This is a genomic window from Pseudomonas sp. EA_105y_Pfl2_R69 (genome assembly GCF_963970915.1).
In the GTDB taxonomy this organism is placed as follows: Bacteria; Pseudomonadota; Gammaproteobacteria; order Pseudomonadales; family Pseudomonadaceae; genus Aquipseudomonas.
The window spans coordinates 263,637-278,994 of sequence record NZ_CAXAOO010000004.1 but is presented as its reverse complement, the minus strand read 5'-3'; the positions used below and the strand labels follow the sequence as shown (position 1 = coordinate 278,994).

At 63.7% G+C, this 15,358-nt stretch carries 14 protein-coding genes and 1 pseudogene; 8 read left to right on the top strand and 7 right to left on the bottom strand.

The features are described from left to right. Positions 1 to 60 precede the first annotated feature (60 nt). The 3 genes from AACY13_RS13410 (at position 61) to recX (ending at position 2,177) form a co-directional block, all read left to right on the top strand. A complete protein-coding gene (locus tag AACY13_RS13410) occupies positions 61 to 573 on the top strand; it encodes a CinA family protein (protein ID WP_339462077.1) in 513 nt (170 codons plus the stop codon). A gap of 90 nt (positions 574 to 663) precedes the next feature. After that, a complete protein-coding gene (recA, locus tag AACY13_RS13405; RefSeq protein WP_339462076.1) occupies positions 664 to 1,701 on the top strand; it encodes a recombinase RecA in 1,038 nt (345 codons plus the stop codon). A gap of 11 nt (positions 1,702 to 1,712) precedes the next feature. After that, entirely contained in the window at positions 1,713 to 2,177 is a 465-nt protein-coding gene (gene recX, locus AACY13_RS13400) for a recombination regulator RecX (protein WP_339462075.1), read from the top strand. Positions 2,178 to 2,341: 164 nt separating this feature from the next. Here the strand turns inward: recX and AACY13_RS13395 are convergent, their stop codons facing one another. Further along, positions 2,342 to 3,421, bottom strand: coding sequence for an LOG family protein (locus AACY13_RS13395; protein WP_339462074.1), 1,080 nt, complete (start codon positions 3,419 to 3,421; stop codon positions 2,342 to 2,344). A gap of 165 nt (positions 3,422 to 3,586) precedes the next feature. Beyond that, positions 3,587 to 4,990: an MBL fold metallo-hydrolase gene (locus AACY13_RS13390; protein ID WP_339462073.1), complete on the bottom strand. Its 1,404-nt coding sequence runs from the start codon at positions 4,988 to 4,990 to the stop codon at positions 3,587 to 3,589. Between the two features lie 134 nt (positions 4,991 to 5,124). On the opposite strand from AACY13_RS13390, the gene AACY13_RS13385 reads away from it, so the two are divergent. Continuing rightward, positions 5,125 to 7,527, top strand: a complete 2,403-nt coding sequence (locus tag AACY13_RS13385; protein WP_339462072.1) for a xylulose 5-phosphate 3-epimerase — start codon at positions 5,125 to 5,127, stop codon at positions 7,525 to 7,527. A 240-nt stretch (positions 7,528 to 7,767) separates the two neighbouring features. On the opposite strand, the gene AACY13_RS13380 is transcribed toward AACY13_RS13385, so the two are convergent. Next, positions 7,768 to 8,169 carry a quorum-sensing-regulated virulence factor family protein gene (locus tag AACY13_RS13380; protein WP_339462071.1) on the bottom strand — a complete coding sequence of 134 codons (402 nt, stop codon included), beginning with the start codon at positions 8,167 to 8,169 and terminating at the stop codon, positions 7,768 to 7,770. Positions 8,170 to 8,351: 182 nt separating this feature from the next. On the opposite strand from AACY13_RS13380, the gene AACY13_RS13375 reads away from it, so the two are divergent. Then, entirely contained in the window at positions 8,352 to 9,062 is a 711-nt protein-coding gene (locus tag AACY13_RS13375) for a tRNA-uridine aminocarboxypropyltransferase (RefSeq protein WP_339462070.1), read from the top strand. Here AACY13_RS13375 and AACY13_RS13370 read toward each other — a convergent pair. After that, positions 8,998 to 9,963 (bottom strand): DMT family transporter, encoded by a 966-nt coding sequence (locus tag AACY13_RS13370; protein WP_339462069.1) that lies wholly within the window; start codon positions 9,961 to 9,963, stop codon positions 8,998 to 9,000. The genes AACY13_RS13375 and AACY13_RS13370 overlap by 65 nt on opposite strands. Before the next feature lie 362 nt (positions 9,964 to 10,325). Here AACY13_RS13370 and erdR point away from each other — a divergent pair, with 362 nt between their 5' ends. Both erdR and AACY13_RS13360 read left to right on the top strand, forming a co-directional pair. Beyond that, the gene (erdR, locus tag AACY13_RS13365) at positions 10,326 to 10,976 is read left to right on the top strand and encodes a response regulator transcription factor ErdR (RefSeq protein WP_339462068.1); all 651 of its coding nucleotides are present in this window, start codon (positions 10,326 to 10,328) and stop codon (positions 10,974 to 10,976) included. A 59-nt stretch (positions 10,977 to 11,035) separates the two neighbouring features. Next, positions 11,036 to 11,399, top strand: a pseudogene (locus AACY13_RS13360) (diacylglycerol kinase). Positions 11,400 to 11,453: 54 nt separating this feature from the next. Here AACY13_RS13360 and AACY13_RS13355 read toward each other — a convergent pair. Beyond that, positions 11,454 to 12,380 carry a LysR family transcriptional regulator gene (locus tag AACY13_RS13355; RefSeq protein WP_339462067.1) on the bottom strand — a complete coding sequence of 309 codons (927 nt, stop codon included), beginning with the start codon at positions 12,378 to 12,380 and terminating at the stop codon, positions 11,454 to 11,456. 109 nt (positions 12,381 to 12,489) lie between these two features. Here AACY13_RS13355 and fpr point away from each other — a divergent pair, with 109 nt between their 5' ends. Further along, a complete protein-coding gene (gene fpr / locus AACY13_RS13350; RefSeq protein WP_339462066.1) occupies positions 12,490 to 13,269 on the top strand; it encodes a ferredoxin-NADP reductase in 780 nt (259 codons plus the stop codon). Positions 13,270 to 13,368: 99 nt separating this feature from the next. Here fpr and AACY13_RS13345 read toward each other — a convergent pair whose 3' ends face one another. Both AACY13_RS13345 and AACY13_RS13340 read right to left on the bottom strand, forming a co-directional pair. Next, positions 13,369 to 14,748 carry a diguanylate cyclase domain-containing protein gene (locus AACY13_RS13345; RefSeq protein ID WP_339462065.1) on the bottom strand — a complete coding sequence of 460 codons (1,380 nt, stop codon included), beginning with the start codon at positions 14,746 to 14,748 and terminating at the stop codon, positions 13,369 to 13,371. Between the two features lie 190 nt (positions 14,749 to 14,938). After that, on the bottom strand, positions 14,939 to 15,358 hold the full coding sequence (locus AACY13_RS13340) for a VOC family protein (protein WP_339462064.1): 420 nt from the start codon (positions 15,356 to 15,358) through the stop codon (positions 14,939 to 14,941).

Genomic DNA, 15,358 nt, shown 5'->3' with positions numbered 1-15,358 from the left:
GAATCGCAAAAGCGCCTAGTGTACGGTATCGGCCTGGCTGGCTTTAACCCCGGAGTGCAGATGACTGCCAATGAATATGCCCTGACCCAACTGGCGGCCGACCTGGGCGCGCAACTGATTGCCGCCAAGGCTCAGGTGACGACCGCCGAGTCCTGCACCGGTGGCGGCATTGCCGAGGCGATTACCCGGATTCCCGGTAGCTCGGCGTGGTTCGAGGCCGGTTACGTCACTTACTCCAATACGCAGAAGAGCAAACAGCTGAATGTGCCCGAGTCGCTGTTCGCCACGGTCGGGGCGGTGAGTCAGGAGGTGGTCGAGGCCATGGTGCGTGGAGCCCAGGCTCATAGCGGGGCGCGTTATGCGGTGGCGGTCAGCGGTGTGGCCGGGCCGGATGGCGGCTCGCCCGACAAGCCGGTGGGCACCGTATGGCTGGCCTGGGGCGACGGCGAGCGTCTGCTCAGTGTGCGCCGCCAGTTCGCCGGGGATCGCAGCGAGGTTCGCCGACAAGCGGTCGAGGCCGCACTGGCTGGGCTGTTGCGCCTGCTTGCGCAAGAAAATCCAAACGCGGGGTAGGCGGGCGACTTGCCCTGTGGAATAATACTGTCTACTTATACAGTTGTTGGTGGCCGCTAGCTGGCCCTTCTTGATTACGTGAGGACTTAAATGGACGAGAATAAGAAGCGCGCCTTGGCGGCAGCCCTGGGCCAGATTGAAAAGCAATTCGGCAAAGGTGCGGTCATGCGCATGGGCGATCACGATCGCCAGGCGATTCCGGCCATCTCCACCGGCTCTCTCGGCCTGGACATCGCCCTGGGCATTGGCGGTCTGCCGAAAGGCCGTATCGTCGAGATCTACGGCCCCGAGTCTTCCGGTAAAACCACCCTGACCCTGTCGGTGATCGCCGAAGCACAGAAGCTCGGTGCCACCTGCGCCTTCGTCGATGCCGAGCATGCGCTCGATCCCGAATACGCCGGCAAGCTCGGCGTCAACGTCGACGACCTGCTGGTGTCGCAGCCGGATACCGGCGAGCAGGCCCTGGAGATCACCGACATGCTGGTGCGCTCCAACGCCATCGACGTGATCGTGATCGACTCCGTGGCGGCCCTGGTGCCGAAGGCGGAGATCGAAGGCGAGATGGGCGATATGCACGTCGGCCTGCAGGCCCGCCTGATGAGCCAGGCGCTGCGCAAGATCACCGGCAACATCAAGAACGCCAACTGCCTGGTGATCTTTATCAACCAGATCCGCATGAAGATCGGTGTGATGTTCGGCAGCCCGGAAACCACTACCGGTGGTAACGCGCTGAAGTTCTACGCCTCGGTCCGCCTGGACATCCGCCGTACCGGCGCGGTGAAGGAAGGCGACGAAGTGGTGGGCAGCGAAACCCGGGTCAAAGTGGTGAAGAACAAGGTGGCACCGCCATTCCGCCAGGCCGAGTTCCAGATTCTTTACGGCAAGGGCATCTACCGCAACGGCGAGATCATCGACCTCGGCGTACAGCTCGGTCTGCTGGAGAAATCCGGTGCCTGGTACAGCTACCAGGGCAACAAGATCGGTCAGGGCAAGGCCAATTCGGCCAAGTACCTGGAAGACAACCCGGAAGTGGCACGCACCGTCGAAGGCCTGATTCGCGAGAAACTGCTGGTGGTCAGCCCGACGGTCAAGGCCAACTCCACGGCCGATGACCTGGCCGACGCCTGATCCACGGTCCCATGTCCAGCGTTCTGGATAACCCCGTCGCGGTGCGGCGGGCGGCCATGGATCTGTTGGCGCGGCGCGAGCACGGCCGGGTCGAGTTGACCCGCAAGTTGCGCAGCCGTGGGGCGGCAGATGAGCTGATCGAAGCCGCCCTCGACCGTCTGGCTGAAGAAGGCCTGCTGTCTGAGGCGCGCTATCTGGAAGCCTTTGTCGGTTACCGTGCGCGCGCCGGTTACGGGCCGTTGCGTATCCGTGAAGAGCTGACTCAGCGCGGCCTGGCGCGCAGCGATATCGAGCAGGCCCTGCGCGATAGCGGTATTGACTGGCGTGAGCAACTGGAAGACACCTGGCGTCGCAAGTTCGCCGGTGAGTTGCCCGCCGATGCCCGTGAGCGGGCCCGTCAGGGACGCTTTCTCAGCTACCGCGGTTATCCGCTGGATTTGATCGGGCGCTTGCTGCGCGGGGCGCTGGACGACTAGTTTCGACGGTTCCGGCTTAAGTGCGTGGCTGCGCACAACCCTCCTAGGCTCTGGGCTCCTGGTGCGCACGGCGCACCCTACAAGCTGATTGCAGCGCCATGCTGGGCTTGGGCAGAGTCGCTCGGCAACACACCCATACAAACCTCCGCGGGTATGGCACCTTTTCAGGGCTCTGCTAGCCAGTGCTGCGGCTGATTGATCAGGTCGAGCAGCTCACGCAAGCGGCCATGGTCGCGACCATTGAAGTCGAATGCCAGGCGCGTCAGATGGCAGAGCTCGGGTTCGTCGCGCTCCGAGTCGCAGTAGGCCTGTTGCTGGAAGTCGCCATTTTTGCACAGGTCGCGGAACTCGCTGTTCAGCTGCAGCATGGTCGCTTCGCTCAGGGCATGGTTGAGGCGGATAACGAAGCGTTCCTTGAGCCAGCGGCTGGAATGGTAATTGCTGTAGAACTGGGCGATTTCTTCTGCGGCCTCTTCGGCGCTGTGGGCCAGGCGCACCAGGCGCATGTCGCTGGCCAGGATATAGCCGTTGCCCTGCAGTTGCTCGACGATAAATTCCAGGGCGCTCTTCCAGAAGGTGCCGCCCGGCTGATCGAGCAGCACGACGGGGACCAGGGGGCTCTTGCCGGTCTGGATCAGGGTCAGCACTTCCAGTGCCTCATCCAGGGTGCCGAAGCCGCCGGGGCAGAGCACCAGGCCATCGGCTTCCTTGACGAAGAACAGCTTGCGCAAGAAGAAGAAGTGGAACGACAGCAGGTTGCCGGTGCCTTCTACGGTGGCGTTGGCACCCTGTTCGAAGGGCAGGGTGATATTGAATCCCAGGCTGTTTTCCAGGCCCGCACCTTCATGGGCCGCGGCCATGATGCCGCCACCGGCACCGGTAACCACCATCAGATCATGCTTGGCCAGGGTTGCTCCCAGCTCCCGCGCGAGGGCGTAGAGCGGATGCTCGTGAGGGGTGCGCGCCGAGCCGAAGACCGTGACCTTGCGCCGGCGTTTGAACTGCTCCAGCGAGCTGAAGGCATGTTCCAGCTCGCGCAGGGTCTGCAGCATGATCTTGGCGTCCCAGCGGTTGCGGTCGGCCTGGGCCATGCGGATTATGGTGGTGATCATTTCCTGATACAGGGTCAGGTTGGGGCTGTCGGGTGGTGTCGCGAGCAGGGCCAGCTCTGCCACTTTACTGTTCAGGTCGATGCCGCTTATTTGAAAATGCCGGGACAGGTAGTCTTCCGATTCATAAGGCATACAACGTCTCCTTTGTCGTTACAGGCCGGGCGCGGCACTCCCTGCATGACCCGGCCTTGCCTGCAAGTATGGCTCGCTGCGGCTGCTTTGAGCGGCAATCGTAACCTGCGCTTGCATATTGCCCGCCAGCCTGTGGCCACGACCGACTCGCCGCTCAGTCAGCTGTCACAAGGCAATCTGCTCGCCCGGCTCTGGAATATTGGCGACCCAGTTCAGGCGTTCACGCAGGGCCTGTTGCAAGGCCTGCATTTTTTCCAGTTCGCCATGCACCAGATACAGCTCCGGGTGGTGTTCGAAGTGGCTGACCCAGTCGATCAGCTGCGACTGCCCGGCATGGGCAGAGAAGCCGCCGAGGGTATGGATCTTGGCTTTTACCGCAATGCGCTGGTGCAGCACTTTGACGTTCTCGGCACCGTCGACGATGTTGCGTCCCAGGGTGCCTTTGGCCTGGAAACCGGGAAAGATCAGGTGGCAATCGTCGCGCCAGAGGTTGTGTTTGAAGTGATGGACGATGCGCCCACCGGTGCACATGCCGCTGCCGGCAATGATGATCGCGCCGCTCTTGATCCGGTTGATCGCCATCGACTCTTCCGGGGTCGGCGTGCAGCGCAGTATGGGCAGCCAGTCTTCGATGCGCTTGACCCCTTTGGCCGCCAGCACCGCGCGATCCTCGGGGGCGAACTGGTCCTGGAAGCGCGAGTAGATGGCATTGGCCCTGATGGCCATGGGGCTGTCGAGAAAGACCGCCTGTTGCGGTAGGCGGCCTTCCTGATAGAAGCGCCCCAGGTAGTAGATCAGGTCCTGGGTGCGGCCCACGGCAAACGAGGGAATCAGGACGTTGCCGCCATCGCGATGGGCCTGTTGCAGAATCTCCGCCAGCTCATCGAGGGTGTCGCTGCTGCAGCGGTGATCGCGGTCACCATAGGTGGACTCGAGCAGCACCACGTCGGCCCGCTCGAGGATGGCCGGGTCATGCATCAGCGGCGAGCAGGTATTGCCCAGGTCGCCGGAGAACACCAGGCGGCGGGTCAGGTGGTGGTCCTGCACCTCGAGTTCGACAATCGCCGAGCCGAGGATATGCCCGGCATCGTGGAAGGTCACCTGCACGCCCTTGGCCACCTCCCGCGTTGCGCCATAGGCCACTGCCTGGCGCTGGCGCAGGGTCTGCTCGGCATCGGCGGTGGTGTAGAGCGGGCTGATCGGCGGTTTGCCCATGCGTGCCCGCCATTTGTTCTCCCACTCGGCGTCCTTTTCCTGGATAAACGCGGCATCCAGCAGCATCAGCTCCATCAGCTCACAACTGGCGTCGGTGGCGAAGATCGGCCCGCGGTAGCCGGCGGCCACCAGTTTTGGCAGCAGCCCCGTGTGGTCGATATGGGCGTGGGAAATCACCACGGCGTCCAGGCTGAGGGGGTCGAAGGCAAAGGCGGCGCGATTGCCTTCTTCCTCTTCGCGGCGGCCTTGGCGCATGCCGCAGTCCAGCAGCACCCTGGCCCCGTCGCGGCTTTCGATCAGATAAGAAGAACCGGTCACCTGCTGAATGGCACCGAGGAAGTTGAGCAGGGCCATAAGATCAATCCTTTTCTGGAGTTGAGTTATTCGACGTCAAGGCTGTCGTATGAGCTGGGTGGGTGTTTTGATACAGGTCAGCGTCCGTCCCGATCCCGCGCTCTAGACTTGTAGCAAATCATCGGAGCACAGATATGACCCAGCTATTTCCGAGTGCCAACGAGCTTGCCGAGCATGCGCGCAGCGAGCCCGCCTACGCGGATTGGCAGCGCGGCTATGGTCCCTTGCAGCATAGTCCGCAGACTTGCGCCGCGGTCTATCGATTGGCCCAGCAATTGGTGCAGGCCGGCGTGCAACCTGATCTGGCCAGTGTCTACCGGCACTTGCGCGCGCTTGATCGGCTGACGGCGGCGGGGCTGTGGCTGGTGGTGCATATGACCTACGCCCAGCGCGTGCGCCTCGATGGCACGGCCCTGGCGGCAGCGGACTTCAAGGCGGTACCTGAGGGCCACACCGGCGGTGCGCTGAATATGGTCCCGGCCTATGCCGGCTACCTGGCGCTGAACAGCCTGACGGGCGAGACCCGTGGCTGGCTGATGGGCCAGGGCCACTGCGTGGCGGCCATTGAGGCGCTCAACCTGCTGGTTGCCAATCAGCACCCGGAGCAGGCCGAGCGCTACCCCTGCAGCGAAGCCGGCATGAGTCAGCTGGTGGCGGATTTCTACAGCTATGGGCAAAACGCCGAAGGTCAGGTCGACGTACCGCTGGGTAGCCACGTCAACCCGCACACCGCCGGCGGTATCGCCGAGGGCGGTTACCTGGGCTTTGCCGAATTGCAGTACGCCCATCTGCCGCTGCCGGGCGAGAAGCTGGTGGCCTTTCTGTCCGATGGCGCGGCCGAGGAGCAGCGCGGCAGTGACTGGATGCCGCGCTGGTGGCGTGCCGAAGACTGCGGCGTGGCCATGCCGCTGATGATCGCCAATGGTCGGCGTATCGAGCAGCGCACCGAGCTGGCCACCCCCGCCGGATTGGATAACTTCCGCGAGCACCTGCGCCATTGCGGCTTCGATCCGCTGAGTTTCGATGGCCGCGACCCGGCTGCCTTTGTCTGCGCGCTGTGGGAGATGGAGCAGCGCCTGAGTCATCGGGTGCAGGAGTTGCGCGCTGGCGTGCTGCACTACCCCCTGCCGATGCCCTACGGCATCGCCGAAACGCTCAAGGGCTTCGGTTTCTACGGCGCGGGCAGCAATGCCGCGCATAACCTGCCATTACCGGCCAACCCGCATACCGATGGCGCTGCCCGCGAGTTGTTCAATCAGCATGCGGCGCAGCTCTGGGTGGCCGCCGATGAACTGGCTGACGCCTGTGCGTTATTCGCGGCTAGAGGTTCCCGCCCGCTGGAGCGGGATAATCCGCTGGCACAGCGTCAGCCGTCGCAGGCGCAACTGCCCGCCTTGCAGTATCGCGATACGGCCTGTTCGCCGATGTCGGCCCTGGATCGCTTTTTTGTGGATCTGGTGCAGGCCAATCCGCAGTTGCGGCCCCGGGTCGGCAACCCCGACGAGCTGGGCAGCAATCGCCTAGGCGGCGTGCTCAAGGCGCTCAAACACCGGGTTACTACGCCGGAGAGCGAGCTGGAGGCGCTGGATGGCGCAATCATTACCGCCTTGAACGAGGAGGCTGTGGTTTCCGCGTGTTTGGCCAACCAGGGCGGTTTGAACCTGGTGGCCAGCTACGAGGCCTTCTGCGTGAAGATGCTCGGCGCGATGCGTCAGCGGATCATTTTCGCCCGGCAGCAGAAAGAGGCCGGGCGACCTGCCGGCTGGCTGGGCTGGCCGCTGGTGGCCACTTCGCACACCTGGGAGAACGGCAAGAATCAGCAATCGCATCAGGACACCACCTTCTGCGAGGCCTTGCTCGGTGAGATGAGCGATATGGTTCGGGTGGTGTTTCCTGCCGATCACAACACGGTACTGGCGTTGCTGCCGGGCATCTACCAGGCCCGCGGCCAGCTGACCTGCATGGTGATCGCCAAGCGCGAACGGCCGGCCGTGTTCAGCCGCGAACAGGCCGAGCAGCTGGCGCAGGACGGGGCCATTGTGCTGGCCGAACAGCAGGGCGAGCAGCCCTTGCTGCTGATCGCCACCGGCAGTTACCAGTTGGCCGAGATGCAGCGTGCCGCCGTTCGTCTGAGCGCCGCGGGCTGTGCCTGGCGTCTGATTTACCTGCAGGAACCGGGGCGCTTCCGTGCCCCGCGTGACCGCTGGGAGCACACCGCACTCGCTCCTAGTGAGTTGAGCGAGCGCCTGTTCCCGGCCAGTTGCCCATACCGGGTACTGCTGACCCATATGCGCCCAGAGGTGGCACGCGGGCATTTGTGGCCGATTCTCGGCGACGGGCCGCGTAATGCGGTGCTTGGCTACCGTAATCGTGGCGGCACCCTGGATGAGGCCGGCATGCTGTTCGCCAATAGCGCCACCTGGGCCCATGTGCTGCAAGCGGTTGCCGGGTTGCTGCGCAGGCCCCTAGGCGATTTTCTCGATGCCGATGAGGCGGCTGCGGTGCAGGGCAAGGGCGACCCACGCTGCCTGCGCTAGCGCTTCGGCTGTGCGCAACCGCTGTGCAGCCTGGAAAGGGAGGGCGGGCCTGGTCAAGTTGACCCTGGTGCCGAGCCGAAGCTGTACCCCCTGCAGCAGCAGGGGGGCAGGGTAATCGGCTGAGTCTGGAAGGGGAGTGATTGCGGCGTCTGGCCGGTGGGGCGCGCCGTTCACGTTAGATGGCGGCGCTGCTGGCGGATTTGCGCGACGATGATCAGCCGCAAGCGGCGCGCCTGAAACCTACTGCAGGCCGCAGTCGGTCTTGGTAAAGCGCTCGACCGTGACCGGCCGGTTGCTTTTGTATTCGCTGAACTCGTAACGCAGGGCCGCACCGCGTGCCAGCAGCTGTCGATAACCCTGGTTGCGGCAGACGCTGTTGGCCAGTTGCGCGCGTACGGCGTCCGGGTTGCCGCGCATCTGCCCGGCATGCTCGGCGCGTACGCTGAGGTGGTTGATCAGCTCATTGCCGTCGACGCTATAGCCCTGGTCGAGAATGTCCTCGTTGATCGCCCGTGGGGTGCCCACGCTGCTCTCGCGCGCCACTTTTTCGAGCATCTGGCTCAGTTCGAAATCCTTCAGCGAGGCGGCTTGGGCGAAAAGGGGTAGGCTCAGGGCCAGGGTCAGACCGGTCAAACGCAGCATGGGGTACTCCTAAGTCGATTCGCTCCTTCGACAGGTCGGTGCCTGCCAAGGTTCAGTGCGGACTATCTTACTCCTTGCGCTGCTCTCGGGCGTACGCTGTTGGCCGCGGCCTTGTTAGACTGCGCACTTGCCGACTCAGGATTGAACATGTCCCTTTCCCCGTACAGTGCGGTGGCTGGCCAATGAGCCATGCCGTCGCCCGTTTGCGTGACGCGCGTATTGCCCGCAGCGTGAAACCCTTCCTCGCCCGCGGCAGCCGCTCACTGCGTTGTCCGGCCTGCCGGCTGGTCGAGAGCCATTGTCTGTGCGCCTGGAAGCCGCGGGTCGCCGCGCAATCGGCCATGTGTCTGCTGATGCACGATGTCGAGGCGCTTAAACCGAGCAATACCGGCTGGCTGATCGCCGATGTGGTGGCGGACACCAGCGCCTTCGGTTGGTCGCGGGTCGCCGTCGATGCGGCGTTGCCGGCGCTGCTGAACGATCCGCAATGGCAGCCTTATCTGGTGTTTCCGGGCGAGTATGTCGCCCCCGAGCGGGTGGTCAGCGAGGTGCGGCCCACCCCAGGCAAACGGCCGTTGTTCGTGCTGCTCGACGCCACCTGGACCGAGGCGCGCAAGATGTTCCGCAAGAGCCCCTACCTCGACAGCCTGCCGGTGCTCAGCCTGCAACCCGAGCAGCTGTCGCGCTATCGCCTGCGCCGCTCGACCCGCGGCGATCACCTGTGCACCGCCGAAGTGGCCGCGTTGTGCCTGGAGCTGGCCGGCGACCAGCGCGCCGCGGATGGGCTGAACGCCTACCTGGATGTGTTCAGTCAGCATTACCTGGCGGCTAAAGCTCCACGCGCGGTTGACCTGAGCGACGCCCTGCATCAGCACTTGCGGCTGTTTCTGTAGGCAGTTGACTGGCTAGCTCGGCAGGCTTTTTCGGCCAGAGCTGGGCCAGCAGCATGCCGACGAGCATCAGTGCGCACCCCAGATAGCCGCGTAGCTCCAGGGCTTCGCCGAGGAACCAGGCTCCGGCCATGGCGGCAAATACCGCCTCCAGGGAGAGGATGATGGCGGCGTGGGAGGCGATCGCGTCCTTCTGCGCCACCACCTGCAGGGTAAAGCCGATGGCCACCCCGAGAATGCCGCCATAGAGAATCGCCGGGCCGGCGGCGATGATGGCCTGCAGTTGAATCTCTTCGAACAGCAGCGCCAGGGCCAGGCTGATCAGCGCGCAGGTGACGAACTGGATCACGGCCAGGCGCAGCGGGTCGTGGCGGCTGGCGAAGAAACCCACCAGCAGTACATGCACGGCCCAGACAAAGGCCCCGGCCAGTTGCAGCCAGTCGCCGGAGGCCACCTGGAATCCTTCGCCGACGCTGAGCAGGAACATGCCGACCACCGCCAGGCAGGCCCCGAGCCAGATGCCCAGACCGGTTTTATGGCCGATAAACAGGCCCAGCAGCGGCACGATGATCACGTAAAGACCGGTGATAAAGCCGGAGTTGGTCACGCTGGTGAACAGCAGGCCGACCTGCTGCAGATTGATCCCCAGCGCCAGGGCCAGGCCCATGAGGATGCCGCCCCGCAGCATCTGGGGATTGACCGCGGGCAGGGGCGCACTCTGCGCCCGGCCTTGCAGCAGATGCAGAACCGGCAGCAAAATCAGGGCGGCGAGGCCAAATCGCAGGCCGCTATAGAGGAAAGGGCCGATGGAGTCCATGCCCAGGCGCTGTGCGACAAACACCGAGCCCCAGATCATGGCGGTAAGTAACATCAGAAGGTCGGCACGCAGGCTGTGGCTTGGCATCTCAAGGGCTCTTCGGCAAAGTTGTCGACTGTGCCGCAAAGCGCCGAGCTTGACCACCCCGTCATGGCTCGGCATGCTGGGTCGTTTTTATGCCGGCCGGGTCAGCTTGCCTGCCGCGCCGCATGCCAAGATGCATTGTCTAGGAGCCTGTCGGGCTTGACCGTTCGTAGCGAGGGAAAGTCCGGATCGCGTCAGTTTTGTTGGTCTTTCGAGGCGAATAGCGAGCTATTTAACGAGAAAGAGCAGAAAAAATGGCCGACTCCGGCTTTTCCGCAGTAGAACAGTGTTAAGTCCGACAGGCTCCTAGAGTGCATTGAGCAGTACCCGCGACGGGTATTCACATAACAAGAACAGGATCTGCCATGGCCGCTTTTGAAATCCTGATTGCCGATGATCACCCGCTGTTTCGCAGTGCCCTGCAGCAGGCCTTGACCCTGGGGCTGGGGCCCGACGTGCGGCTGGTGGAAGCCGCCAGCATCGCCGAACTGGAAGCCTGTCTGGAACAGAAGACCGATTGGGATCTGGTCCTGCTCGACCTCAACATGCCCGGGGCCTATGGCTTTTCCGGCCTGGTGCTGTTGCGCGGGCAGTACCCGCATATCCCCGTGGTGATGGTTTCGGCTCAGGAAGATCAGACCATAGTGGCGCGTTCCCGGGAGTTCGGGGCCAGTGGCTTTATCCCCAAATCCAGTGCCCTGGAAACCATTCAGCAAGCGGTGCGTCTGGTTCTCGATGGCGAGGTCTGGTGGCCCCAGCAAAGCCAGGAAGCCATCGCCCTGTCGGCCGAGGCCAAGGCCGCTAGCGCCGGCCTGGCCAGCCTCACGCCGCAGCAGTTCCGGGTGTTGACCATGGTCTGCGACGGTTTGCTGAACAAGCAGATCGCCTACGAACTGAGTGTCTCCGAGGCCACGGTCAAGGCCCATGTCACGGCGATTTTCCGCAAGCTGGGGGTGCGCACCCGCACTCAGGCGGCGCTGCTCTTGCAGCAACTGGAGTCGATTCCGGCCGGCTAGGGTCTGTTGTGTCGTGCCTGGCGTAGCCTGCCGGCCTTATCGGTTGGGGATAAAGTCTGATGTCGCCATTCAAGGGCCAGACGGCCTTAAACGTATCTTTACGCCTGCGGTTATTCACTGACCGGCTTGCGCGCCGCGTTTAGCGGCGAGGCGGCCTTCCGCCAGCTGCTGCTGATCAATCTGCTGCTGATTCCCCTGGCCTTCTACCTGCAGGTCAGCCGGGTGGAGCGCGCCTTGCTGGTGGCGGTCTGCCTGCTGGCCCTGATCGTCGAGCTGCTCAACTCGGCGGTGGAGGCGGCCATCGACCGCATTTCCCTGGAACTGCACCCGCTGTCGAAAAACGCCAAGGATATGGGCAGCGCCGCCCAGTTCACCGCCCTCGGTCTGATCGCCGCGGTGTGGGCCATCATCCTGCTGGGCTGAACCCGCCGTTTTCAACGCCGTTTGGCCGACGCGCAGCGGGGCCGAGGCAGGTGCTCAGGCGATGGTCGGCAAGACGATCTGATCGCTGCGTTCGACGCCGGCGGTCAGGGCCCGGCACAGTTCGATAAATTCGCGCATGGCGGCGGTCTGGTACTTCTGTTTGTGCCAGATAAACCAGAACTGCCGGCGCAGGTCCAGCTGCGGGGTTTCCAGCGCCACCAGGCTGCCGCGGCGGAAGGCGTCGCGCAGGGCCAGGCGCGAAATGCAGCCGATGCCCAGGCCCGATTCCACCGCCCGCTTGATCGCCTCGGTGTGTTCCAGCTCCAGACGTATATTCAGACTGCCGGGGTGATGGCGCATGGCCTGGTCGAAGGTCAGGCGGGTGCCCGAACCCTGCTCGCGGAGAATCCAGGCCTCGCGGCACAGCTCATCCAGGCTGGCTTGCCCCCGCTGGGCCAGGGAATGCTGGGGGGCGCAAAACACCACCAGCTCGTCCTCGACCCAGGGTTGCACCTCGATATCCGGGTGCTGGCAGTCGCCTTCGATCAGGCCCATATCCAGCTGGTAATGGGCGATCTGCTGCACCACATGGGCGGTGTTATGCACCTGCAGCTTGACCCGGCACTCGGGGTGGCGCTGCATAAAGCTGCCGATCAGCAGGGTGGCCAGGTAGTTGCCCACGGTCAGGGTGGCCCCCACGTTGAGCGAGCCGAAGCCGCTCTTGCCGCCCAGCAGTCGTTCGATTTCCTTGGCCTGGTCGAGCAGGGCCACCGCCTGGGGCAGCAGCTGCAAGCCCAGGGCGTTGAGGCTCAGGCGCTTGCCGGCGCGGTCGAACAATTGGCAGTCGGACTGGCGCTCCAGTTCGCTGAGCGAGGTGCTGGTGGCCGACTGCGATAGCGCCAGGGTGTCGGCCGCGCGGGACACGCTTTCCTGCTGGGCCACGGTGACGAAGACCTGAAGTTGTCTGAGGGTAAATCGCATATCTATATAACCGATAACCTATATCTTGATAATCAACTTAACAGATATTGTGCGCCCGCCTAGAATCCGCTGCAACCGAGCCTAGTCCAGCGTTTCCTGAGGAGTCTGCATGAGCAACCTGAACGTCGAGCGTGTACTCAGCGTCCATCACTGGAACGACACCCTGTTCAGCTTCAAGACCACCCGTAATACCGGGTTGCGTTTCGAGAACGGTCAGTTCGTGATGATCGGCCTGCAGCAGGACAATGGCCGTCCGCTGATGCGCGCCTATTCGATTGCCAGCCCAAACTACGAGGAGCACCTGGAGTTCTTCAGCATCAAGGTGGCCGATGGCCCGCTGACCTCGCAGTTGCAGCACCTCAAGCCGGGCGACGAACTGATGGTCAGCCGCAAGCCCACCGGCACCCTGGTGCTCGACGACCTGCTGCCGGGCAAGCACCTTTATCTGCTCAGCACCGGCACCGGCCTGGCCCCCTTTATGAGCGTGATCCAGGACCCGGAAACCTACGAGCGCTACGAGAAGGTGGTGCTGGTGCACGGCGTGCGTTACGTCAACGAAGTGGCCTACCGCGAGTTCATCACCGAGCACCTGCCGCAGAACGAATACTTCGGCGACGCCTTGAGGGACAAGCTGATCTATTACCCCACGGTGACCCGCGAAGAGTTCGAGAACCAGGGCCGGCTGACCGACCTGATGCGCAGCGGCAAGCTGTTCCGTGATATCGGCCTGCCACCGATCAACCCCCAGGACGACCGCGCGATGATCTGCGGCAGCCCGAGCATGCTCGACGAAACCGCCGCGGTGCTCGACAGCTTCGGCCTGAAGATCTCGCCGCGCATGGGCGAACCCGGCGACTACCTGATCGAGCGCGCCTTCGTCGAGAAGTAGGATTTAGCCTGCCAGGCAGGGCTCGGGCACAACCGAATGCCGCTCACTCGAAAGGGTGAGCGGCATTTTTTCTAGGACCCTCAGGGCCAGCCCCGCGGGCTACGGCGTATCGCCGCGCAGGTGCTTTTCCAGCCCTAGCTGATAACGATTGCCGCCGTTGTTCTTCGCCAGATACATGGCATTGTCGGCCTGGATCAGCAGTTGCTGGGGATCGTCGGCATGTCGCGGATAGAGGGCAATGCCGATGCTCGGCAGTACGCGCCGCGGCTGACCCTCCAGGTCGTAGGGCAGATTGAGTGCCAGGCGGATCTTCTCGGCAACCTGGATGGCGTGGTCGGCGGCATGGAAATCCTCCAGCAACACCACGAATTCATCCCCGGCAAAGCGGGCGACGGTATCCACTTCGCGTATGCACTGCTGGATGCGCCGGGCGACCTGTTGCAGCAGCTGGTCGCCCATGGTGTGGCCGAGGGTGTCGTTGATCAGCTTGAACTTGTCCAGGTCGAGAAACAGCAGGGCCAGCTGCCGCCGCTCGCGCCGCGCCCTGGCCATGGCAATCTGCAGGCGGTCGCGCAGCAGTTCGCGGTTGGGCAGGCGGGTCAGCTGGTCGTATTGCGCCATAAATTGCAGGCGGTCGAGCATCTGCAGGCGCTCGATGGCCGATGCCACCTGGGTCGAGACGAATTGCAGCAGTTCCGTGTCGCTTTCGCTGTAGCGCGCGGCGTGGGAGTAGCTTTGCAGGATAAGCGCACCCATGCCCCCCTTCTGCGAGTTGAGCGGCACGCCGAGCCAGTCCAGCGCGTCGCAGTCGAGGGCGCGGATATGGGCGGGCAGCTGGTCGAGGTTCTCCAGATTACGCAGCAGCGTCTGGCCGCTGCGTACCACCTCGGCACTCAGGGTACGGGCGTCGAGTCGCTGCGCTGGCGGTGCCGGCTGTTGCTCGTCGACGTGGTAGGGGAAGCTCAGTTGGTCATGCTGCGCATCGTAGAGCGCCACCGAGAAATTGCTGGCTGGGAGCAATTGGCCAATGATCCGGTGTACCTGCTGGAACAGCCCGGGCAGATCCCGGCTGGCATGCGCTGCCTCGGAGATCGCATACAACGCCGCCTGCAGGGATTCGCCGCGCTTGCGCTCGCTGATGTCGTGGGCGACGGCTATGCGCAGCTGATCGTCCTCCGACCAGCGCGCCGACCAGAGGATGTGCACGACCTGGCCGTCCTTGCGCATATAGCGGTTCTCGAAGCGCGGCTTGCTGTCGCCCGCCATGATCTCGCCGGCGGCCTGCAGGGTGCTTTCGCGATCCGCCGGGTGAACCATGTCGATCATCGGCATGCCGATCATCTCTGCGGCGCTGTAGCCGAAGATGCGCTCGCAGGCGGCGCTGACAAATACGAAGTGGCCGCTCTTGTCGACCACGCAGATGGCGTCGAGGAGGAGGTCGACAAGGTTGCCAGAGGGCACATAAGGCGTGCGTTTCATCGTCTGCGCATACTTCACTGAGACTGTATGAATGGACCTTGGGGTAAGCGGTAGATCCTGCTGTGGCCTAGTTAACCATAGGACATGTGTCGACCGGCTGTTATCGCTTGTAATCTTTTGCGCGGGCAGGCGGTTGGCGCTGTGATTGGAGGGCGCGGCGCGGCCGCGCCCTCGATTGGCCGGGGGCGGCTCAGTCCGGGGTGGGCGAACTGAAGCGTTGCCCGGAGATAGCCGGGTGGTAGATCGGCTGCACCTTGTTGCCGGCCGGGTCGAGCAGGTGAAAGCTGTGCGCGCCGTCGCCATGGGCGAAGGGGTGGTCGAGCAGGGTCACGCCCTGTTCCTTGAGGTAGGCATGCCAGGCGTGCAACTGCTCGATGCTGTCGACGATAAAGCCATAGTGGTCCACGGCCTGCTCGCCGCTGCTGGCGGCGTAGGCGCGGCCCAGGGAGAGGTTGTCGTTGCCGCAGGTCAGGTAGACCAGATCTGGGTTGGCGCGGTGCAGCACCTGCATGCCGAGGATATCCACATAGAAACGCTCGCAGGCTTCCAGATTGGGGACCAGCAGGGCCAGATGGCGTAAGCCGTTAAGGCGAGGGGGGCGTTTGAGCAT